The organism is Azonexus sp. MM2026_4, assembly GCF_055901855.1.
Window position 1 is genome coordinate 3,685,369 of record NZ_CM148380.1, and the last position, 22,061, is coordinate 3,707,429.

A 22,061-nucleotide genomic window follows, 5' to 3' on the forward strand; every position below is an offset into this window, starting at 1 on the left:
GATTTCAGCCTGGGGGCGGCGGGCGCGGTACGAAACCGGCCACCTGGCCGTTGTCGTCGAAGCAGACCTGGCAGCCTTCGACCAGGCGCGCCCGCAGCCGCAAGCGGGCCCGTTGCAGGCGTGACTTGGCACCGGACAGCGAGATGCCGAGACGCTCGGCGAGCGCCTGTTGCGGTTGGCCGGCGATGTCGCACAACTCGATCGCCAGGCGGTCGGCGGCCGACAGTTCGGCGAGGACGCGCGGCAGACACTGGCTCAACTGGTCGACCGGCGCCAGCGGCTCGCTCTCGGCGGCGGCCAGCTCGTCGCCCAGTTCGACTTGCGGTCGGCGGGCGCGCAGGCGGTCGGTCAGCGCGTTGCGCGCCACCTGGAACAGCCAGGCGCGCGGGTTGTCCAGGGCGCAGAAAGCGTCGCCCTGGCGCAGCGCGCGCAGGAAGACCTCCTGCAGCAGGTCGTCGGCGTCGGCGTCGCCGTCGAGCCGGTGGCGCAGCCAGCCGTGCAGCTCGCCGCGCGTCTCGCGCCAGGCGCGGGTCAGGCAGGGGCGGTCATCAGGCATCGAGCTGGCGCAAGCCTTCGCCGCCGACCGGCGCCACCGCCAGCCAGGGCACCAGGGCGCAACGCGGCGCCAGGGTGTCGGCGACGCGGCGGATGTAGGGGATTTCGTAGGTGCCGCGCAGCGCCAGCAGCGGGTCGTGGCTGCCGCTGCCGAGCAGGCTCTGCTCGATGACCCAGGCCCAGGGCCGGATGCCGGCGCGGGCGAGGTCGCCCTGCAGGCGCTCGGCTTCGTGTACCGGCGTCGCTTCCGGCAGGGTGACGATCAGCACGTGGGTGAAGGCCGGGTCGCGCAGGCGCGGCAGCAACTGCGTCACCGCCGCCGGCATTTCGCCGCGCGTGCGCAGCACTTCGCGGTGATAGGCCTCGGCGGCGTCGAGCAGCAGGATGGTGTGGCCGGTCGGCGCGGTGTCGAGGACGACGAAGCCGTCGTTGCCGCGATCCACCTCGCGGGCGAAGGCGCGGAAGACGGCGATCTCTTCGGTGCAGGGCGAGCGCAAATCCTCTTCCAGCAGCGCCAGCGCACTGGCGTCGAGCGTGCCGCGCGCCTTGTCCAACACCTCTTCGGTGTAAGCGGCGACTTCGGCGGCCGGGTCGATGCGGCTGACGGAAAGCCCGGCGATCTCGCCGTCGATGGCGGCTGCGACATGCGCCGCCGGGTCGGTGGTGGAGAGATGCACTTTCAGGCCGCGCCGCGCCAGCGCCACGGCCACCGCGGCGGCGACGGTGGTCTTGCCGACGCCGCCCTTGCCCATGGTCATGACGACGCCGTGGCCGGCGCCGGCGAGTTCGTCGATCAGTTGGCCGAGACCGGCGGGCAGCGACGTGCCGCTCGCCGCCATCTGGCCGGGGGCGCTTGCCGAGGCCGGATCGACGATGGCGCGCAGCGCATCGAGCCCGACCGTGCCGCGTGCCAGGAAGGGCACGACCTGGCGCGGCAGGTCGGCGAGCCCGGCGGGCATCGCCCGCAGCGCGTCCTGGCTGCGTTGCGCCATGGCCAGCGCGATAGCATCGTCGCAACTGGCCGAAAACAGTCCGTTGATGATCAGGTGCAGGTTGCCGACGCCGAGTTCGGCCAATTCATGGCGGGTGCGTTCGGCTTCGCGCAGCGCCGCGCTGTCGGCGCGGGCGACCAGGACGACGCGGGTCTGGCTTGGGTCGGAAAGACGGTCCACGGTCGCCGCGTACAGCGCCTTCTGCTTTTCCAGCCCGGCCAGCGGTCCGAGACAGGAGGCGCCGCCGTGACTGCTGTCGATGTAGCCGCTCCAGGCCGAAGGCAGCGTCAGCAGGCGCAGCGTGTGGCCGGTCGGCGCCGTGTCGAAGATCACGTGGTCGAAGTCGGCGGTCAACGCCGGCTCGCCGAGCAGTTTGGCGAATTCGTCGAAAGCGGCAATCTCGACCGTGCAGGCGCCGGAGAACTGTTCTTCCATGCTCCGGATCGCCGCCGCCGGCAGGATGTTGCGGTAGGGCGCGACCATCCGTTCGCGGTAGGCGGCGGCCGCCGCTTCCGGGTCGATGTTGAGGGCCGCCAGACCGGGTACGCCGCGTATCGGCGTCGGCGTGCCGGCGAGCGGTGTTTCCAGGACTTCATCGAGGTTGGAGGCCGGGTCGGTACTGACGATCAGCACACGCTTGCTGGCTGCAGCCAGCGCCAGACCGCTGGCGCAGGAGAGCGAGGTCTTGCCGACGCCGCCCTTGCCGGTGAAGAAGAGGTAGCGCGGTGCCTGGTCGAGATCGAGCATGGGCTTTTCTCAGCAGCAGCCGGATTTCGGCGAGCAGCAGGGTTTCTTCGCCGCGGCCTCGCCAGCCGTCAGTGTCAGGCCGAGCTTCTGCGCCAGTTGTGCGCGCGAGGGGTAAAGGCCGGTGGTGACGATCTGGCCGTCGATGGCGATGACCGGCAGGCGGTCGATGCCGGCTTCCATTTCCTTGACCACCGCCGGATTGTCGGCGAAGGCCTGCGGCTCCTGGCCGAGGTTGTAGCGCTGGACGGCAACGCCCTGTTCGCCGACCCAGGCGAGGTCGGCGGCGAACTGGACCAGCACCGGATCGACATCGACGCCGCAGACGCCGGTCGAGCAGCACATGGCGGGATCGTAGACTTCAAGCTTTTTCATGGTGGACTCCTTTTTCGTACCAGCCCTTGCTGGCATTGACGACCTTGACGACGAGCAGCATTACCGGGACTTCGATCAGCACGCCGACCACGGTCGCCAGCGCGGCGCCGGACTCGAAGCCGAACAGGCTGATGGCGGCGGCAACCGCCAGTTCGAAGAAGTTGGAGGCGCCGATCAGCGCCGACGGGCAGGCGATGTTGTGCTTCTCGCCGAGCGCCCGGTTGAGCCAGTAGGCGAGCGCCGAGTTGAAGAAGACCTGGATCAGGATCGGCACCGCCAGCAGGGCGATGACCAGCGGCTGCTTCAGGATGGCCTCGCCCTGGAAAGCGAACAGCAGCACCAGCGTCGCCAGCAGGGCGGCGATCGACCACGGGCCGATCTTCGCCATGGCCGCGTCGAAGTGCGCCTGGCCCTTGGTCAGCAGGGCCTTGCGCCAGAACTGCGCGAGGATCACGGGGATGACGATGTAGAGGACGACCGAGGTCAGCAGCGTCGCCCACGGCACGGTGATCGCCGAAATGCCGAGCAGGAAGGCGACCAGCGGCGCGAAGGCGAAGACCATGATGCTGTCGTTGACCGCCACCTGCGACAGCGTGAACAGCGGGTCGCCGTCGCTCAGCCGGCTCCAGACGAAGACCATCGCCGTGCACGGCGCGGCGGCGAGCAGGATGAGGCCGGCGATGTAGCTGTCGATCTGTTCCGCCGGCAGCAGCGGGGCGAACAGATGGCGAATGAACAGCCAGCCGAGGAAGGCCATCGAGAAAGGCTTGACCAGCCAGTTCACGAACAGCGTGACGCCGATGCCTCGCCCGTGCTGGCGTACCTCGTGCAAGGCGGCGAAATCGACCTTGACCAGCATCGGGATGATCATCACCCAGATCAGCAGGCCGACCGGCAGGTTCACCTGCGCCACCTCCAGGCGGCCGATGGCCTGGAAAACGCCGGGCATCGCCTGGCCGAGCGCGATGCCGGCGACGATGCAGAGGAAGACCCAGACCGTCAGATAGCGCTCGAAAACGCTCATCGGCGCTCCGGCGGCCTGTTTCGCGGCGACGCCGCACTGGGCGCTCATGTCGCCGCCGCCTGGTGGATGTCGCGCGCCGCCGCCTTGATTTCCGCCGTCGACAGCGTTTCCAGCGGCAATTTGACGAAGGCCTCAACGCGTTGGCGCAGCAGTTCGTAGGCTTTCTCGAAAGCGGCGCGCCGCGCTGCCATGGGTTCGACATGGGCCGGGTCGGCGATGCCCCAGTGGGCGGTGGTCGGGTGACCCGGCCAGATCGGGCAGGCTTCGCCGGCCGCCGAGGCGCAGACGGTGAAGATGAAATCGATCTTCGGCGCGTTGACGCCGACGAACTCGTGCCACGACTTGCTACGTGCTTCCGGCAGCGGAATACCATGGCTTGCCAGGGTTTCCAGCGCCAACGGATTGACCTTGCCGGTCGGCTGGCTGCCCGCCGAAAAGGCGCGGATGCGCCCCTCGCCGAGATGGTTGAAAAGCGCCTCGCCGAGAATGGAGCGAGCGGAATTGCCGGTGCACAGCACCAGTACGTTGAAGGTTTTCGCTGTCATGGAGTCTCCCGGATGGTGCAGCTATGTTGTTGCTCGCCGCAGGATTGGCCGGCGCAGCACTGTTCGGTCAGGTAGCCGAGCAGTTGATTCATCGCCGGGTAATCGGCGCTGTAGTAGATGAAACGGCCTTCCTGGCGGCTGCGGATCAGTCCGGCGTTGCTCAGTTCCTTGAGGTGGAAGCTGAAACTGCCGTTGGCCTCGGCGCCAAGCTCGGCCGCCAGGTCGGCCACGCAAAGCCCGCCCGCCCCGGCCTGGACCAGACGACGATAGACCCGCAGCCGGGTTTCATGGGCAAGCGCCTTGAGCGCAGTGGTGGCAAGTTCGATATCCATATTTATAGAATAATCGAAATAAAGAGGCTGGCAAAGCCTTTTCTGAGTGACGCCGGGAGGGCTGAAGTCGTCGCTTGTGCGCGCTTGGTACCAGGGCGCGAATCCTCACACGCAAAAGCGCAAGGTCGATTCGCGCAGTCGGTCGGCCATTGCCGCGACCTGGTCGGCGTTACTCGACGAGGTTTCTGCGGCGCGGGCACCGCGTTCGATCGTTTGCGCCATGCGCTCGGTGTTCTGGGCGATCTGCTCGGCGGCGAGGCGTTGCTCGCCGAGGACGTTGACGATTTCGCGGGCGGCGACGGCCGAGCGTTCGCAGAAGTCTTCGATGCGGGCGATGGCGCTTTCCGCTTGCGAGGCGAGTTCGGTGCCGCGTCGCGAGCGTTCGGCGGTGGCTGCGACGGCGTTGCTGCTGCGCCTGGCGGCGTCAGCCAGTTGGCCGACCAGGTTTTCGATCATGCGTGTCGTGTCGGCGGTGCGGGTGGCCAGCTTGCGCACTTCGTCGGCGACGACGGCGAAGCCGCGGCCGCTTTCGCCGGCGCGGGCGGCTTCGATTGCGGCGTTGAGCGACAGCAGGTTGGTCTGTTCGGAGATTTCCTTGATTTCGCGGGCGAAGCCGGAAATCTGCCGGGTGTGCTGCTGCAGTTCCTGCATCGAGGCGGCGGAGCTGCGCGCTTCGCCGGAGATGTTGCCGATCTCCTGGATCGCCGCGTGGATGATGTGGCCGCTTTCGCTGGCGGTTTCCCGGGTAACTTGGGTGGCGTCGGCGGCGCTGCCGGCGCTTTCTGCCATGACGGCGATGGCGGTGGTCAGTTCTTCGATGGCGGCGGTGATCATCGCCGCCGAATCGCTCTGCTGGCCGTTGGCTTCGGCGACTTCCCGGGCCGAGCGGCGCAGCGCCAGGGCATTGCCGGCGGTGGCTTCGGCGCCTTGCTTGACTTCGCCGATCAGTCGCCGCAGTTGCGCCTGCATGTCGTCGATGGCGGCGACCAGCGAGTGGGCGGCGGCGCCGCCGCTGCCGGGTGCCTGGCTGAGGTCGCCGTCGGCAACCCGGCGGGTGGCGGCGACGATCGGCGCCAGTTCGCCGCCGAGGCGACCGAGGATGTGGCGGCCGATGAGCAGCGCCAGCGCCAGGAAGGCGAGCGCTCCGGGAATGCCGACGATGAGGACGATCAGGCTGGCGGCGCCGAAACGGCGGTCGGCCAGTTGCGAGGCGCTGGCGACGCTGGCGTTGCTGGCGGCGGCGATGGCGGTGAAGGTGTCGTCGAGGGCGCCGACCAGGGGGCGGTCGCCGTCGCGGATCGCGGCGTTGACCATCAGCAGGTATTTCGCCTCGCCCGGCTGGTTTTCAGCAAGAACGTCGTCGTAGAGCTGGTTCAGTGTTTGCGCCAGCGGGCGCAGTTCGGCAATCCGGCCGTCGGCCGGCAGGCCAGCGCGCTGCAGGGTTTCGAGTTCGGCGATGGCCTGCCAGAAGGCCTTGCGGCCGGCGTCGAATTCGGCGCGCCCCTTGTCGAATTCGCTGGCCATGAAATTGCGCAGGAGCATCGCGTTGAGGCCTCGCTGCTGGGTCTGGAAGGCGTGCTGGGCGCTGCTGACGCGGGTCAGCGCCTGGCTGGCACGGGCGACTTCGGCCGCGACCCCATGGACATCGTCGCGGAAACCGGCCAGCGAGGCCAGGGCGCTGATCAGCAGCGCGATGCCGAGCACGCTGCCGACGCCGACCAGGGTGAGAAGGCTGTTGCGAATGGAGAGTGAGGCAAGGAGTTTCACGGTGGATTTGCCGAAAATGACGGAGGTGATAATTTAATTGCCAAATATTTCAGGGTTTTTGCAGTATGGAGTGGGCGCTGCGGATTGTTACAGGCTGTCATCTAGCTGTAACAAAGCCTGCGTAACCTGCCTCCTGTCGTCTTTCACTCACGCAGGAGTTACCTGATGTTCAAGCAAACCAAGCTCATTTCCGCGCTGGCCGTTGCCGGCGTTGCCCTGTTCGCTCAGGCTGCCCACGCCCAGATCGTCAAGATCGACGGTTCTTCCACCGTGTACCCGATTACCGAAGCGGTTGCCGAAGACTTCCAGAAGGCCAAGAAGAACGCCGTCAAGGTGACGGTCGGTATTTCCGGTACCGGTGGCGGCTTCAAGAAGTTCTGCCGCGACGAGACCGACATCTCCAATGCCTCGCGCCCGATCACTGCCAAGGAAATGGCCGACTGCAAGGCGGCCGGTGTCGATTACGTCGAAATGCCGGTGGCCTACGACGCGCTGACCGTCGTCATCCATCCGAAGAACAGCTTCCTCAAGCAGGCTACCGTCGAAGAGCTGAAGAAGCTCTGGGAGCCGGCGGCTCAAGGCGTCGTCATGAAGTGGAATCAGGTTAATCCGGCCTGGCCGGATGCACCGGTCAAGCTGTTCGGCGCCGGTGCCGATTCGGGCACCTTCGAATACTTCACCGAAGCCATCGTCGGCAAGGCCAAGTCCTCGCGCGGCGACTACACCGCTTCCGAAGACGACAACGTGCTGGTCCAGGGCGTTTCGCGCGATGTCAATGCGATCGGCTACTTCGGTTACGCTTATTACGCCGAGAACATGGCTCGCCTGAAGGGGCTGCCGATCGTCAATCCGAAGACCGGCAAGGCCGTCGAACCCTCTGGCGCCAACGTCGAAAATGGCACCTATGTGCCGCTGTCGCGCCCGATCTTCATCTACGTCAAGGCCAAGTCCCTGCAGAAGCCGGAAGTCAAGGAGTTCGTCGAGTTCTACATGAAGAACGCCGACAAGCTGGTGCGTGAAGTCAAGTACGTGCCGCTGCCGAAGGCGGCTTACGACGGCAACCTCAAGCATGCCAAGGACGGCAAGCTCGGTACTGTCTTCGGTGGCCATAATGAAGTCGGCATCACCGTCGAGGAAATCCTGAAGCGCGAAGCCAAGATGTAAAGCCTCGCCCGGCTGGCGCCTGTCGCCTGCTGCCAAAAGGCCGGTCCGGAGAACGGGCCGGCCTTGTTTCCGAAAGGAATCTTCCAGTGAATCACGTCATGTCCGCAAATTCCGCTTCCGACCTGCACCAGGTCAGCGACCGTCTGGCCCACAACGCCTTGCGCAACGTCAACGAGCGCCTGATCGAAGCCGTCCTCTTCGCTGCGGCCGCAGTCTCGGTGCTGACGACGGTCGGCATCGTCTATGTGCTCGTTTCCGAGTCCATCCATTTCTTCCAGAACGTCAGCATCGTCGACTTTCTGACCGACACCCAGTGGACCCCGCTGTTCGACGATGCTCACTACGGCATCATGGTGCTCATCTCGGGCACCCTGGTTTCCTCCGGTGTCGCACTCCTCGTCGCCATCCCGATGGGTACCATCATTGCGATCTACCTCTCAGAGTTCGCCAATCCCAAGGTCCGAGAGGTCGCCAAACCCGTACTCGAACTGCTCGGCGGCATTCCGACCATCGTCTTCGGCTATTTCGCGTTGTTGATCGTCACCCCGCTGCTGCAGAAGGTCTTCCCGGAACTGCCCGGATTCTCGCTGCTTTCCGCCGGCCTGGTGATGGGCATCATGATCGTTCCCTACATCGCCTCGCTGTCCGAGGACGCGATGCGGGCGGTGCCGATGAGCATGCGCGAAGGTTCTTACGCGATGGGCGCGACCAAGCTCTACACCGCGATCCACGTTGTCGTTCCGGCCGCCGTCTCCGGTCTGGCCGCTTCCTACATCCTCGGCATCTCGCGGGCGGTCGGTGAAACCATGATCCTGGCGGTCGCCGCCGGCATGCAGCCGAACCTGACCTGGAACCCGATGGAACCGGCTGCCACCATCACTTCCTACATCGTTCAGGTGGCGCTGGGCGACCTGCCGCACGGCTCGATCGGCTACCAGACGATCTTCGCCGCCGGCCTGACGCTGCTGCTGATCACGCTTGTCTTCAACATCATCGGCCAGTGGCTGCGCCGTCGCTACCGTGAGGCTTACTAACATGCAACCCATGACCACCGAACAAATCCGCGCCCTGATCGCCCGCGGCAAACTCAAGGACACGCTGTTCCAGGCGATCGGTATCCTGTGCCTGGGCATCGGCCTGCTGGTGATCTTCCTGCTGGTCGGCGACATGCTGATGCGTGGCATGGAGCGCCTCAACCTCGAGTTCTTCACCGAGTTCGCTTCGCGTCGTGCCGCGCAGTCCGGCATCTTGTCGGCCTGGGTCGGCACCATCCTGGTGATGCTGGTCACCGCCATGGCTGCTGTGCCTCTCGGCGTCGCCGCCGGCATCTATCTCGAGGAATACGCCAAGCGCAACTGGGTGACCGACATCATCGAGATCAATATTACCAACCTGGCCGCCGTCCCGTCCATCGTCTATGGCCTGCTGGCGCTCGGCATCTTCGTCTATACCTTCGGTTTCGGGCAGAGCATCCTGTCGGCCGGCCTGACGCTGGCGCTCCTGATCCTGCCGATCGTCATCGTGTTGACCCGGGAAGCGATCCGGGCGATCCCGGCGATGATCCGCGAAGGCTCGATGGCGGTCGGCGCGACGCGCTGGCAGACCTGCCGCTACCACATCATCCCCTACGCCATGCCCGGCATCCTGACCGGCGTCATCATCGGCCTGGCCCGGGCGATCGGCGAAACCGCCCCGATCATCACCATCGGCGCGCTGACCTTCATCGCCTTCCTGCCGCCGGTGCCCTTCACCGCGACGGGTGCGGATGGCGTCTCGGCCGGCCTGTTCGACTGGGTGATGTCGCCCTTCACGGTGATGCCGATCCAGATCTTCAACTGGACCTCGCGTCCCGATCCGGCCTTCGAGGTCAACGCCGCTGCCGCCGGCTTCGTGCTGATGGGCATGGTGCTCTCGATGAACGCCGTTGCCATCTGGTTGCGTTACCGGATGCGCAAGAACATCAAGTGGTAAGTGCAAGGTCGACTGTCGGAAACGCCCGAAAACCGAATTTCGAAATGGAACTGCAAATGCAAACTCACGACAAACCCCAACTCAAGGCCGAGGCCCGCAACCTCAACTTCTACTACGGCGAAGCCAAGGCCCTGAAGAACATCAACATGCCGATCTACGACAAGAAGGTCACCGCGCTGATCGGGCCCTCGGGCTGCGGCAAGTTGACCTACCTGCGCAGCTTCAACCGCATGCACGACCTCTACCCGGGCAACCGCTACGAGGGCGAGATCCGCTTCTTCCCGGACAACACCAACCTGCTGTCGCCGGACGTCGATCCGATCGAAGTGCGGATGCGCGTCGGTATGGTCTTCCAGAAGCCCAACCCCTTCCCCAAGACGATCTACGAGAACGTCGCCTACGGCCTGCGCGTGCGCGGCGAAAGCAACAAGCGCATTCTCGACGAGAAGGTCGAGAACGCCCTGCGCGGCGCCGCCATCTGGGAAGAAGTCAAGGACCGCCTGCAGGACCTGGCGCCCAACCTATCCGGCGGTCAGCAGCAGCGCCTATGCATTGCCCGCGCCCTGGCTACCGACCCCGAACTGCTGCTGTTCGACGAGCCGACTTCGGCGCTCGACCCGATCGCCACCGGCGCCATCGAGGAACTGGTGCACGAATTGAAGCAGCGCGTCACCATCCTCATCGTCACCCACAACATGCAGCAGGCGGCACGGGTTTCCGACTACACCGCCTACATGTACCTGGGTGAAATGATCGAGTTCGGCAAGACCGACGAAATCTTCATCAAGCCGAAGGACAAGCGCACCGAAGATTACATCACCGGCCGCATGGGTTAAGGAGCAGGAAAATGAATCAGTCCCAACACGTATCCACCCAGTTCGACGAGGACCTCAGCCGTTTGCGCACGCATGTGCTGCAGATGGGCGGCCTGGTTGAAACGCAGATTTCGGCGGCCATCGACGCCTACACCACCGGCGAAGTGGCGAGCGTCAAGACCATCGTCGAGACAGACCGCAAGGTCAATGAGCTGGAAAAGGCGATCGACGACGATTGCGCCCACATCATCGCCATGCGTCAGCCGACCGCCTCTGATCTGCGCCTGGTGCTCGGCATCAGCAAGATCGTTACCGACCTCGAACGGGCGGGCGACGAAGCCAAGAAGATCGCCAAGGGCGTGCGCCGCATCTACGAAGCCGGCCACATGCCTAGCCAGTATGGCGTTGGCATCCGTCACCTGGCGGAAGCCGCGTTGGCGATGATCCGCCAGGCCCTCGACGCTTTTGCCCGGCTCGACGGCACGCAGGCGGTCAGCGTTATCCGCGCCGATGCCGACGTCGATGTCGAATTCAAGTCGATCATCCGGCAATTGATCACGCACATGATGGAAGACCCGCGTACCATTACGACCTCGATCGAAATCATCTCGATCTCGCGGGCGATCGAGCGCATCGGCGATCATGCCAAGAACATTTCCGAGCAGGTGATCTTCGTGGTCGAAGGCCGCGATATCCGGCACGACAAGGAGGCGATCAAGTGACACCGACGATACTCGTCGTTGAGGACGAACCGGCGATCCAGGAACTGGTCGTCATCAACCTCAAGCACGCGGGCTTTCTCGTCGTCCGCGCCGGTAGCGCCGAAGAAGCCGATTCGGCGATCCGCGCCGCGCTGCCCGACCTGATCGTTCTCGACTGGATGCTGCCCGGCCAGTCCGGTGTGGCGCTGGCCAGGAAGCTGCGCGGTGACGAACGGACGCGCGAGATTCCGATCATCATGCTGACCGCTCGCGTCCACGAAGAGGACAAGGTTCAGGGCCTCGATGCCGGGGCCGACGATTACGTGACCAAGCCCTTTTCGCCCAAGGAGCTGGTCGCCCGCGTCCGTGCCGTGCTGCGCCGGCGGGCGCCGCATCTGGCCGGCGAAGCGGTCGAGGTCGGCAGCCTGCAGATCAACCCGGCGACGCACCGGGTGCTGGCCGCCGGCCAGCCGATCGATCTCGGACCCACCGAGTTCCGCCTGTTGTTCTTCTTCATGACCCACGCCGAGCGCGTCTACACGCGCGCCCAACTGCTCGACGAAGTCTGGGGCGACCATGTCTTCATCGAGGAACGCACGGTCGATGTGCATATCCGCCGCCTGCGCGCCGCGCTGGAGACGAGCGGTCACCACGAGCGGGTCGAGACGGTGCGCGGTACCGGCTACCGTTTCCGGGGAGCCTGAGCGGCGTGCAGCGAGCCTTGTTCTACGGCGTGCTGACGGCGGCGGTCGCCTTCCCGCTCGGTTACTTCGTCGAACAGTGGATGGGCTGGGTGTTGTTTTATGCCGGTCTCAGCCTGCACCTGGCCATGCACTACCGCAATTTCTCGCGTCTCGAACGCTGGTCGCGCAAACCGGTCCTTGACGCCAGCCTGGAAGGCGACGGTGACTGGGACCGGATTTTCCGCCGTCTTTATCGTCACGAGAAGGAACTGCTCGAGAAGATCGAGCGTCGCGAGCGTGATATCGCCCGCCTGATCGCCGCCGTGCATGCGATGAACGACGGCATCGTCCTGCTCGACGGCAACCATGTCATCCAGTTCAGCAACAAGACGGCCGAGCGCCAACTCGGGCTCGATTCGCAACGCGATCGCGGGGCCTCGATCGCCAACATCGTCCGCCAGCCGGAGTTCATCGCCTACCTCGCCGCCGCCGATTTCTCGCGGCCGCTGACCCTGCGCCTCGACCGCTACTTCGAACGCGTGTTGTCGCTCTACCTGATCCTCTACGCCGAGGACTGCTGGCTACTGCAGGTCAAGGACATCACGCAGACCGACCGGCTCGACAGCATGCGCCGCGACTTCGTCGCCAACGTCTCGCACGAGTTGCGCACGCCGCTCACCGTGCTCTCCGGCTTTGTCGAGACACTGCAGGAAATCGACGTCGATGCCGATTCGCGCAAGCACTACCTGCAATTGATGGGGCAGCAATCGGCACGCATGCTGTCCATCGTCCAGGACCTGCTGACCCTGTCATCGATCGAATCGGCGCCGCCGCCGCACGACGAAGTGGTCGACATGGCGACCCTGATCGACAAGCTCTACCGCGATGCCGAAGCGTTGTCCGCCGGCCGGCACCACATCCAACTCGAAAGCGAAGGCCAGGGCGACCTGCTTGGTGCAGAATCGGAATTGATCAGCGCTTTCGCCAACCTGGTCGCCAATGCCGTGCGCTACACGCCGAACGGCGGGACCATCACCTTGAGCTGGAAAGTGTCGGCAGCCGGCGCCGAATTCGCCGTCCGGGATACCGGCATCGGTATCGACGCCAAGCACATCCCGCGGCTGACCGAGCGTTTCTACCGCGTTGACCGCGGCCGTTCGCGCGATGCCGGCGGTACCGGCCTCGGCCTGGCAATCGTCAAGCATTCGCTGAGCCGCCACCAGGCGACGCTGGAAATCACCAGCAAGCCGGGCGAGGGGAGCCGTTTTGCCGCCCGCTTTCCTGCCTCGAGGATTGCTCGGGTCTGACCGCCTGGTCATCCTGAAGTGGACATCTTGTCCGGACCTTGGCATCGCCACCACCCCTTTTGCGATCCGTCGGGTTTCTCCAGTCGGGAATTGAAGTTTTCAAGCGTACTGCTTACGGATATCTTGATTCAGCTTAATCTCCCCCGGAATCTCAGATCCCTTTCCTTATTAAGCGTGGCGCACCTCTTTTCAGCCTGACCCCGTGTCTATTTCAATAATTTTCCCGAAACGTATTGACGCGAGGAATTTGATGTGTAGAATGCGCACCTTCCTTGCGGTGCCGGGGTTTTCGGCGGTGTGAGGCAGGCGGTGAGGTGAAAGAAATTTTGCTGAAGTGCTTGACGGAAGTGAGGAGTTGGTTCATAATCTCGCTTCTCTGCTGCTGACGAAGTGAAAGCGACGGCGCGGTGGAATTGATCTTTAAAAGTTAGGACAACCGATAGGTGTGGGTGTCTTGATGCGAAGCGACTTAGGTCGCAAAAGTATTAAGGCAAAAACACCGAGTAATAGGTAGAGAAATCTACCGTCAGTGAATTTGCGAGTTAGTTGGATTGAACTGAAGAGTTTGATCCTGGCTCAGATTGAACGCTGGCGGCATGCCTTACACATGCAAGTCGAACGGCAGCACGGGAGCAATCCTGGTGGCGAGTGGCGAACGGGTGAGTAAAGTATCGGAACGTACCCTAGAGTGGGGGATAACTATCCGAAAGGATAGCTAATACCGCATATTCTATGAGTAGGAAAGCGGGGGATCTTCGGACCTCGCGCTCTGGGAGCGGCCGATATCAGATTAGCTAGTTGGTGGGGTAAAGGCCTACCAAGGCGACGATCTGTAGCGGGTCTGAGAGGATGATCCGCCACACTGGGACTGAGACACGGCCCAGACTCCTACGGGAGGCAGCAGTGGGGAATTTTGGACAATGGGGGCAACCCTGATCCAGCCATGCCGCGTGAGTGAAGAAGGCCTTCGGGTTGTAAAGCTCTTTCGGCCGGGAAGAAATCGCGCAGACTAATAATCTGTGTGGATGACGGTACCGGAATAAGAAGCACCGGCTAACTACGTGCCAGCAGCCGCGGTAATACGTAGGGTGCGAGCGTTAATCGGAATTACTGGGCGTAAAGCGTGCGCAGGCGGTTTTTTAAGACAGGCGTGAAATCCCCGGGCTCAACCTGGGAACTGCGCTTGTGACTGGAAGGCTAGAGTATGGCAGAGGGGGGTGGAATTCCACGTGTAGCAGTGAAATGCGTAGAGATGTGGAGGAACACCGATGGCGAAGGCAGCCCCCTGGGCCAATACTGACGCTCATGCACGAAAGCGTGGGGAGCAAACAGGATTAGATACCCTGGTAGTCCACGCCCTAAACGATGTCAACTAGTTGTTGGGTGGGTAAAACCATTTAGTAACGTAGCTAACGCGAGAAGTTGACCGCCTGGGGAGTACGGCCGCAAGGTTAAAACTCAAAGGAATTGACGGGGACCCGCACAAGCGGTGGATGATGTGGATTAATTCGATGCAACGCGAAAAACCTTACCTACCCTTGACATGCCAGGAACTTGCCAGAGATGGCTTGGTGCCCGAAAGGGAGCCTGGACACAGGTGCTGCATGGCTGTCGTCAGCTCGTGTCGTGAGATGTTGGGTTAAGTCCCGCAACGAGCGCAACCCTTGTCGTTAATTGCCATCATTTAGTTGGGCACTTTAACGAGACTGCCGGTGACAAACCGGAGGAAGGTGGGGATGACGTCAAGTCCTCATGGCCCTTATGGGTAGGGCTTCACACGTCATACAATGGTCGGTACAGAGGGTTGCCAAGCCGCGAGGTGGAGCCAATCCCAGAAAGCCGATCGTAGTCCGGATTGTAGGCTGCAACTCGCCTGCATGAAGTCGGAATCGCTAGTAATCGCGGATCAGCATGTCGCGGTGAATACGTTCCCGGGTCTTGTACACACCGCCCGTCACACCATGGGAGCGGGTTCCGCCAGAAGTGGGTAGCCTAACCGCAAGGAGGGCGCTTACCACGGCGGGGTTCGTGACTGGGGTGAAGTCGTAACAAGGTAGCCGTAGGGGAACCTGCGGCTGGATCACCTCCTTTCTAGAGAAAGCATCCTGGCACCCACAACCTATCGGTTGTTCGAAAGTAGCAAACAGACGAGGGTCTGTAGCTCAGTCGGTTAGAGCACCGTCTTGATAAGGCGGGGGTCGTTGGTTCGATTCCAACCAGACCCACCAACTGGCATTTGGTAACACTGCGCACTTCGGCGTTGTCGCGCGGCTTGCATACGAGAGTATGCGGCGCCACGCTCCGCCTTGAATTGCTTGGTTACCAAAAGCCAGTGGAACGTCTATCAGATGAACGAGCAGTACTAGGCGCGAGGAAGGGCCGCATAGCAGCGCTATGCAACCGACCGAGCAACGACGTAATGCGAAGTTCAGCGGGGGATTAGCTCAGCTGGGAGAGCACCTGCTTTGCAAGCAGGGGGTCGTCGGTTCGATCCCGTCATCCTCCACCAGAGACCAGTGATAAGCAAAGGTGCTTATCACTGGCTTTTGAAAGAAAGCTACTGTTCTTTAACAAGTTGGAAGAAGGTTGTGTTGTTCCTTGATGAGAGGAATGACACGTTGTGATTGCATCTGATTGTTCATTACAGCTAATGGATGATCGGCACAAAGTTTATGAGTTGCCTGTAGCCGCTCTCGCAAGAGAGGACAAGGTTATAGGATCAAGCGACTAAGTGCATGTGGTGGATGCCTTGGCGATCACAGGCGATGAAGGACGTGTAAGCCTGCGAAAAGCTTCGGGGAGCTGGCAATAAAGCTTTGATCCGAAGATGTCCGAATGGGGAAACCCACCCGCAAGGGTATCGCTTACTGAATACATAGGTAAGCGAGGCGAACCCGGTGAACTGAAACATCTAAGTAGCCGGAGGAAAAGAAATCAACCGAGATTCCGTAAGTAGTGGCGAGCGAACACGGAAGAGCCTGCTAGTGATAGCGGAACTGTTAGGAGAACGGAATGGAAAGTCCGGCCGTAGTGGGTGATAGCCCCGTATTCGAAAACAGATCCGTGGTACTAAGTTAGCGAAAAGTAGGGCGGGGCACGTGAAACCTTGTCTGAACATGGGGGGACCATCCTCCAAGGCTAAATACTCGTGATCGACCGATAGTGAACTAGTACCGTGAGGGAAAGGCGAAAAGAACCCCGGGAGGGGAGTGAAATAGAACCTGAAACCGCATGCATACAAACAGTGGGAGCCTCCTTGAGGGGTGACTGCGTACCTTTTGTATAATGGGTCAGCGACTTACGTTGTGTTGCGAGCTTAACCGAATAGGGGAGGCGTAGCGAAAGCGAGTCTGATAAGGGCGTTTAGTAGCACGGCGTAGACCCGAAACCGGATGATCTATCCATGGCCAGGATGAAGGTGCCGTAACAGGTACTGGAGGTCCGAACCCACTAACGTTGAAAAGTTAGGGGATGAGCTGTGGATAGGGGTGAAAGGCTAAACAAATCCGGAAATAGCTGGTTCTCCCCGAAAACTATTTAGGTAGTGCGTCACATATCACTTCCGGGGGTAAAGCACTGTTATGGCTAGGGGGTCATCGCGACTTACCAAACCATGGCAAACTCTGAATACCGGAAAGTGCGAGTGTGGCAGACAGACAGTGGGTGCTAACGTCCATTGTCAAGAGGGAAACAACCCAGACCGCCAGCTAAGGTCCCAAAGACATGGTTAAGTGGGAAACGAAGTGGGAAGGCATAGACAGCTAGGAGGTTGGCTTAGAAGCAGCCATCCTTTAAAGAAAGCGTAATAGCTCACTAGTCGAGTCGTCCTGCGCGGAAGATGTAACGGGGCTCAAACCATGCACCGAAGCTGCGGATATCCGTAAGGATATGGTAGGGGAGCGTTCTGTAGGTCTGTGAAGGTGTCTTGTAAAGGATGCTGGAGATATCAGAAGTGCGAATGCTGACATGAGTAGCGATAAAGGGAGTGAAAAGCTCCCTCGCCGAAAGCCCAAGGTTTCCTACGCAACGTTCATCGGCGTAGGGTGAGTCGGCCCCTAAGGCGAGGCAGAAATGCGTAGTCGATGGGAAACAGGTCAATATTCCTGTACCGGCTCTAGATGCGATGTGGGGACGGAGAAGGTTAGGTCAGCCAACTGTTGGAATAGTTGGTTTAAGCGTGTAGGCGTGCCCCTTAGGCAAATCCGGGGGGCTAAGCTGAGGCGTGATGACGAGGCACTACGGTGCTGAAGTGATTGATACCAAGCTTCCAGGAAAAGCCACTAAGCTTCAGTCTAGAGACGACCGTACCGCAAACCGACACAGGTGGGCAGGATGAAAATTCTAAGGCGCTTGAGAGAACTCAGGAGAAGGAACTCGGCAAATTAACACCGTAACTTCGGGAGAAGGTGTGCCCCGGTAGGTTGTAGAGCCTCGCGCTCGAAGGCCGATGGGGTTGCAGTGAAATGGTGGCTGCGACTGTTTAATAAAAACACAGCACTCTGCAAACACGAAAGTGGACGTATAGGGTGTGACGCCTGCCCGGTGCTGGAAGATTAATTGATGGGGTGCAAGCTCTTGATCGAAGTCCCAGTAAACGGCGGCCGTAACTATAACGGTCCTAAGGTAGCGAAATTCCTTGTCGGGTAAGTTCCGACCTGCACGAATGGCGTAACGATGGCCACACTGTCTCCTCCTGAGACTCAGCGAAGTTGAAATGTTTGTGAAGATGCAATCTCCCCGCGGCAAGACGGAAAGACCCCATGAACCTTTACTGCAGCTTTGCATTGGACTTTGAACCGGTTTGTGTAGGATAGGTGGGAGGCTGTGAAACCGGGACGCTAGTTTCGGTGGAGCCAACCTTGAAATACCACCCTGATTTGTTTGAGGTTCTAACCTTGGCCAGTGAATCCTGGCCGGGGACCGTGCATGGTAGGCAGTTTGACTGGGGCGGTCTCCTCCCAAAAGGTAACGGAGGAGTACGAAGGTACGCTTAGGGCGGTCGGACATCGCCCATAAAGTGCAATGGCAAAAGCGTGCTTGACTGCGAGACCCACAAGTCGAGCAGGTGCGAAAGCAGGTCATAGTGATCCGGTGGTTCTGTATGGAAGGGCCATCGCTCAACGGATAAAAGGTACTCTGGGGATAACAGGCTGATACCGCCCAAGAGTTCATATCGACGGCGGTGTTTGGCACCTCGATGTCGGCTCATCTCATCCTGGGGCTGTAGCCGGTCCCAAGGGTATGGCTGTTCGCCATTTAAAGAGGTACGTGAGCTGGGTTTAAAACGTCGTGAGACAGTTTGGTCCCTATCTGCCGTGGGCGCTGGAAATTTGAGAGGGCCTGCTCCTAGTACGAGAGGACCGGAGTGGACATTCCTCTGGTGTACCGGTTATGACGCCAGTCGTATCGCCGGGTAGCTATGAATGGAAGAGATAAACGCTGAAAGCATCTAAGCGTGAAACTCGCCTCAAGATAAGATTTCCCGGGGCCTTGAGCCCCCTTAAGGGTCGTCGAAGACCACGACGTTGATAGGTCAGGTGTGGAAGCGCAGCAATGCGTTAAGCTAACTGATACTAATTGCCCGTGCGGCTTGATCCTATAACCTTGTTCATACAAGTAACTCTAAACAAGCAATCACAACACACAACCCCTTCCTCCTTGGCTTGATCACAAAATCAAGCACACAAGTTTCGCTTGGCGGCAATAGCCTTCTGGACCCACCCCTTCCCTTCCCGAACAGGACCGTGAAACAGAAACGCGCCGATGATAGTGAGCATCTCGCTCGCGAAAGTAGGTCACCGCCAGGCTCCCATTCCAAAAGACCCCTGCTAGCCATCTAGCCGGGGCCTTTTGCCGTCTACCTTCCAAACACATCAGCACAGAGAAATTCCGCTCTAGTGGAAATGGCCTGTAAGCCCCCGGCAACCCCACCTATAAATTGCTCCGATAGACCGCGAAGATAGTGTCCCCTTAAAAGCGATGGTGGACACTTTCGGTGGAAATCCACAAGCTGAGGAATTCAAGCAGGCAGTGGTGGGCGCCTATTGCAATCTTGAACTGAATGCCCAGAGGGGCTGCTTCTGGCTCGATCGGCGCCAAAGGCGGATTCAGTTGCCGCCGATCTGGCGGATGGCGTGGCTTGCCGCCGCCATGCCGAAGACGGAAGTGACGCAGACGCTGGAGCCGAAACCGGCGCAGTTCAGGCCGCTGGGCGACGGGCTCGCGCAACTGAGGTTCGCTTCGGGGTAGCGTAGCGCTTCCTCGGAATAGATTGCGGTGATGCCGAGCTTGCCCTGGCGCGGGAAGCCGTGATGGCGGCGAAGCGCGGAACGGACTTTGGCGAGCAGCGGGTCCTGGATGGTTTGCGCGAGATCGGCGATGCGCACCCGGGTCGGGTTGACTTGCCCGCCTGCCGCGCCGGCCATGACCATCGCCTGCCCCTGCTGGCGGCAGAAGCTGGCGATGGCGATCTTCACCCGGGCCTGGTCGATGGCGTCGATGACGACGTCGAAGCCGCCGCCGAGTAACTGGGCGACGTTTTCCTCGGTGACGAAATCCTCGACGACGCGGACATCGCAGACGGGGTTGATGGCGACGATGCGTTCGGCCATCGCCTCGACCTTGGCTTTGCCGTAGATGTCGCCGAGCGCGTGTATCTGGCGATTGGTGTTCGACTCGGCAACCATGTCGAGATCGATCAGCGTCAGCCGCCCGATACTCGTTCTGGCCAGGGCTTCGGCGCACCACGAGCCGACGCCGCCGATACCGATGACGCAGACGTGCGCCTGTTGCAAACGGCGGTGGGCCGCCTCGCCATAGAGCCTGGCAACGCCGGAGAAACGACGTTCGATATCGGGGTTAGTCATCAGCTTTCGATGGTCTTGCGGATCACGGCATTGAAAGGCGCGATCCATTCCGGTGCGAACTGCCTGTCGCAGGCGTTGATTTCGGCAATCGCCCGTAGTACCGATCGATTCTTGCCGCGGTGGATGTGCTTGAGCATCACCGCTTCAAACGCGTTTACGATCGCTAGGATCTTGGCGCCGGGGCAGATGGCTTCGCTGGTCAGCCCTTGCGGATAGCCAGCACCGTCCGGCATTTCGTGGTGCTGGGCGACGATCTCGGCCGCCGTTTCCCAGCCCGCCATGCGCTGCAGTAAGCCGGCAGCGTAGCCAGGGTGGTTGCGCAACTGCGCCTTGTCCGTTTCGCTCAGCTTGCCGAGCTTGAGCCAGGTTTCCTCGGGCAGCAGCATCATGCCGATATCGTGCAGGTAGACCGCCGCTTCGAGTTGCAACGGGTCGATCAGATTGCCTGCGGTCTTGTTGGTTTCCAGTGCCAGGCGCAACACGCGCATCGTTCTTCCCTTGAACAGGGGGGAACGACTTTCGAACTGGGTCGCCAGCGAGCGGAAAAAATGCAGGTCGCTGCTGACGTTGGCGTGTTCGGATTTCGGAATCGCGGTCTTCGGGGCCTTGCCGGTCATGTTGCTGATGACCGGCGGAAAACCGGTGACCGCCTCGATCAGCTCGGCGCAATCCGCTTCAATCCGCTCGCCCGTGGCGCGGGCGATTTTCTCCAGCCCCTGGACGAGGTCGAGCAGGCGCAGATTTTCCAGCGGCTTGCGCTTCAGGATCGCGTCGGTTGCCAGTTCCAGGCGGTCGATCGCCAGCAGTATCGTTTCGGCGAGCAAATCGGAGAAGCCGATTTCTCCCTCGCGGAAACGCGACATCATCGACTCGATCGGATGGGCGATGGCGATGCCCAGATCGAACTTGCACAGGGCCGCGTCGCCCTTGATGTTATGGATGGCGCGAAAGAGGTCGGCGGTGATCTCGCGGTCGCCCTGTGACTTCTTCAGGCGGGCCACATCGCGTTCGACTTCGGGCGCCCGGTCGGTGAGCACATCGGCAAATTCCTCCAGCGCTTCGCGGTCGTGAACCGTCGGCGAAATAATTGCGCGAATATCCATTTCCGGGCTCCCTGTGCCAGCACCAAACGATCCGCCGAGTTTAGCAAACCCCCGTCCGGATAGGGAGATGACGCGGCCGATTGACCTTGACTGCCCGGTGGCGGCCCCCTAAGATTTCGGGCTTCGCCTCGAGATAATGCATCGTGACCCTGGAACAGCTTTATGCCCTGATCGGGCCCGACATGAAAGCCGTCGACGCGGTGATTCGAGAGCGCCTCTACTCCGACGTCGTGCTGGTTCGCCAGGTCGCCGAATACATCATCAACAGCGGCGGCAAACGCATGCGTCCGGCGCTGGTGTTGCTGGCCGCCGGCGCCATGGGGTATCAGGGGAGTCACCATCACGAGCTCGCCGCCGTCGTCGAGTTCATCCATACGGCGACGCTGTTGCACGACGACGTTGTCGACGAATCAGAGCTGCGGCGGGGTCGGCAGACCGCCAATGCCGCCTTCGGCAACGCGGCCAGCGTGCTGGTCGGCGATTTCCTCTACTCGCGCGCCTTCCAGATGATGGTCGCGGTCGACAACATGCGTGTCATGCAGGTCCTTTCCGACGCGACCAACATCATCGCCGAAGGCGAGGTGTTGCAGTTGATGAACTGCCACGACGCCGACGTCGACGAAGAGCGTTACATGCAGGTCATCCACTACAAGACGGCCAAGCTGTTCGAGGCTGCTGCCCGCCTCGGCGGCATCATCGGCGACGCGGAGCCGGCTGTCGAAGCCGCCCTGGCCTCCTACGGCATGCACCTGGGGACCGCTTTTCAGCTGGTCGACGACGTGCTCGACTATTCCGGCCAGGAAGCGGATACCGGCAAGCATCTTGGCGACGATCTCGCCGAAGGCAAGCCGACCCTGCCTCTGATCCACGCGATGCTGCACGGCACCCCCGAGCACGCCGCCTGCGTCCGGCAGGCGATCGAGGAAGGCGGACGCGATGCCTTCCCGCAAGTGCTGCTGGCCATCCAGCAAAGCGGCGCGCTGGAACATACCCGGGCGCGAGCGGCCAAGGAAGCGGAGCAAGCCAGAGCATCAATTTCGCTGCTGGGGGATTCTCTTTATAAAAAAGCTCTGCTAGAATTGACGCTCTTAGCCGTTGAGCGAAATCACTAGGTTTC

17 protein-coding genes, 2 tRNA genes and 3 rRNA genes are annotated in these 22,061 nt (G+C 61.5%); 13 read left to right on the forward strand and 9 right to left on the reverse strand.

The annotated features are described in order from the left end of the window. Nucleotides 1-4 precede the first annotated feature (4 nt). The 7 genes from AC0KWY_RS17375 to AC0KWY_RS17405 all read right to left on the reverse strand — a co-directional run bounded on the left by AC0KWY_RS17375 (nt 5) and on the right by AC0KWY_RS17405 (nt 6,334). Nucleotides 5-556, reverse strand: a complete 552-nt coding sequence (locus tag AC0KWY_RS17375; protein WP_474026726.1) for a sigma-70 family RNA polymerase sigma factor — start codon at nt 554-556, stop codon at nt 5-7. Beyond that, nucleotides 549-2,294: an arsenical pump-driving ATPase gene (gene arsA / locus AC0KWY_RS17380; protein ID WP_474026727.1), complete on the reverse strand. Its 1,746-nt coding sequence runs from the start codon at nt 2,292-2,294 to the stop codon at nt 549-551. Before arsA ends, AC0KWY_RS17375 begins: the two co-directional genes overlap by 8 nt. A 9-nt stretch (nt 2,295-2,303) precedes the next feature. After that, complete coding sequence (gene arsD, locus AC0KWY_RS17385) at nt 2,304-2,666, reverse strand: arsenite efflux transporter metallochaperone ArsD (protein WP_474026728.1); 363 nt, start codon at nt 2,664-2,666, stop codon at nt 2,304-2,306. After that, on the reverse strand, nt 2,653-3,738 hold the full coding sequence (arsB, locus tag AC0KWY_RS17390) for an ACR3 family arsenite efflux transporter (RefSeq protein WP_026686188.1): 1,086 nt from the start codon (nt 3,736-3,738) through the stop codon (nt 2,653-2,655). Before arsB ends, arsD begins: the two co-directional genes overlap by 14 nt. After that, complete coding sequence (locus tag AC0KWY_RS17395; RefSeq protein ID WP_474026729.1) at nt 3,735-4,235, reverse strand: arsenate reductase ArsC; 501 nt, start codon at nt 4,233-4,235, stop codon at nt 3,735-3,737. The genes arsB and AC0KWY_RS17395 overlap by 4 nt, the downstream gene beginning before the upstream one ends. Further along, nucleotides 4,232-4,567 (reverse strand): ArsR/SmtB family transcription factor, encoded by a 336-nt coding sequence (locus AC0KWY_RS17400; RefSeq protein ID WP_474026730.1) that lies wholly within the window; start codon nt 4,565-4,567, stop codon nt 4,232-4,234. Before AC0KWY_RS17400 ends, AC0KWY_RS17395 begins: the two co-directional genes overlap by 4 nt. A 105-nt stretch (nt 4,568-4,672) precedes the next feature. Further along, entirely contained in the window at nt 4,673-6,334 is a 1,662-nt protein-coding gene (locus AC0KWY_RS17405) for a methyl-accepting chemotaxis protein (RefSeq protein ID WP_474026731.1), read from the reverse strand. Nucleotides 6,335-6,499: 165 nt separating this feature from the next. Between AC0KWY_RS17405 and AC0KWY_RS17410 the strand changes: the two genes are divergently transcribed. The 12 genes from AC0KWY_RS17410 (at nt 6,500) to rrf (ending at nt 18,782) form a co-directional block, all read left to right on the forward strand. Then, the gene (locus AC0KWY_RS17410; RefSeq protein ID WP_474026732.1) at nt 6,500-7,498 is read left to right on the forward strand and encodes a PstS family phosphate ABC transporter substrate-binding protein; all 999 of its coding nucleotides are present in this window, start codon (nt 6,500-6,502) and stop codon (nt 7,496-7,498) included. A gap of 98 nt (nt 7,499-7,596) precedes the next feature. Continuing rightward, nucleotides 7,597-8,532, forward strand: a complete 936-nt coding sequence (pstC, locus tag AC0KWY_RS17415; RefSeq protein WP_474026733.1) for a phosphate ABC transporter permease subunit PstC — start codon at nt 7,597-7,599, stop codon at nt 8,530-8,532. Nucleotides 8,533-8,542: 10 nt separating this feature from the next. Continuing rightward, on the forward strand, nt 8,543-9,469 hold the full coding sequence (gene pstA / locus AC0KWY_RS17420) for a phosphate ABC transporter permease PstA (RefSeq protein ID WP_474026735.1): 927 nt from the start codon (nt 8,543-8,545) through the stop codon (nt 9,467-9,469). A gap of 56 nt (nt 9,470-9,525) precedes the next feature. After that, entirely contained in the window at nt 9,526-10,305 is a 780-nt protein-coding gene (pstB, locus tag AC0KWY_RS17425) for a phosphate ABC transporter ATP-binding protein PstB (protein WP_474026737.1), read from the forward strand. An 11-nt stretch (nt 10,306-10,316) separates the two neighbouring features. After that, nucleotides 10,317-11,006, forward strand: coding sequence for a phosphate signaling complex protein PhoU (gene phoU, locus AC0KWY_RS17430; RefSeq protein WP_474026738.1), 690 nt, complete (start codon nt 10,317-10,319; stop codon nt 11,004-11,006). Continuing rightward, nucleotides 11,003-11,689 (forward strand): phosphate regulon transcriptional regulator PhoB, encoded by a 687-nt coding sequence (phoB, locus tag AC0KWY_RS17435; RefSeq protein ID WP_474026740.1) that lies wholly within the window; start codon nt 11,003-11,005, stop codon nt 11,687-11,689. Before phoU ends, phoB begins: the two co-directional genes overlap by 4 nt. A 5-nt stretch (nt 11,690-11,694) precedes the next feature. Further along, nucleotides 11,695-12,975, forward strand: a complete 1,281-nt coding sequence (phoR, locus tag AC0KWY_RS17440; protein ID WP_474026742.1) for a phosphate regulon sensor histidine kinase PhoR — start codon at nt 11,695-11,697, stop codon at nt 12,973-12,975. 553 nt (nt 12,976-13,528) lie between these two features. Beyond that, nucleotides 13,529-15,066 (forward strand): 16S ribosomal RNA (locus AC0KWY_RS17445). 60 nt (nt 15,067-15,126) lie between these two features. Beyond that, nucleotides 15,127-15,203, forward strand: a tRNA-Ile gene (locus tag AC0KWY_RS17450). 205 nt (nt 15,204-15,408) lie between these two features. Further along, nucleotides 15,409-15,484, forward strand: a tRNA-Ala gene (locus AC0KWY_RS17455). Nucleotides 15,485-15,692: 208 nt separating this feature from the next. After that, a 23S ribosomal RNA gene (locus AC0KWY_RS17460) occupies nt 15,693-18,573 on the forward strand. A gap of 95 nt (nt 18,574-18,668) precedes the next feature. Then, nucleotides 18,669-18,782 (forward strand): 5S ribosomal RNA (rrf, locus tag AC0KWY_RS17465). Together the 16S, 23S and 5S rRNA genes with 2 tRNA genes alongside form the textbook arrangement of a ribosomal RNA operon. Nucleotides 18,783-19,082: 300 nt before the next feature. Here the strand turns inward: rrf and AC0KWY_RS17470 are convergent. Next, a complete protein-coding gene (locus tag AC0KWY_RS17470; protein ID WP_474026743.1) occupies nt 19,083-19,841 on the reverse strand; it encodes a tRNA threonylcarbamoyladenosine dehydratase in 759 nt (252 codons plus the stop codon). After that, nucleotides 19,841-20,944, reverse strand: a complete 1,104-nt coding sequence (locus AC0KWY_RS17475) for an HD-GYP domain-containing protein (RefSeq protein WP_474026744.1) — start codon at nt 20,942-20,944, stop codon at nt 19,841-19,843. Before AC0KWY_RS17475 ends, AC0KWY_RS17470 begins: the two co-directional genes overlap by 1 nt. A 143-nt stretch (nt 20,945-21,087) precedes the next feature. On the opposite strand from AC0KWY_RS17475, the gene ispB reads away from it, so the two are divergent. Further along, nucleotides 21,088-22,056: an octaprenyl diphosphate synthase gene (gene ispB, locus AC0KWY_RS17480; protein WP_474026746.1), complete on the forward strand. Its 969-nt coding sequence runs from the start codon at nt 21,088-21,090 to the stop codon at nt 22,054-22,056. Nucleotides 22,057-22,061: the final 5 nt, after the last annotated feature.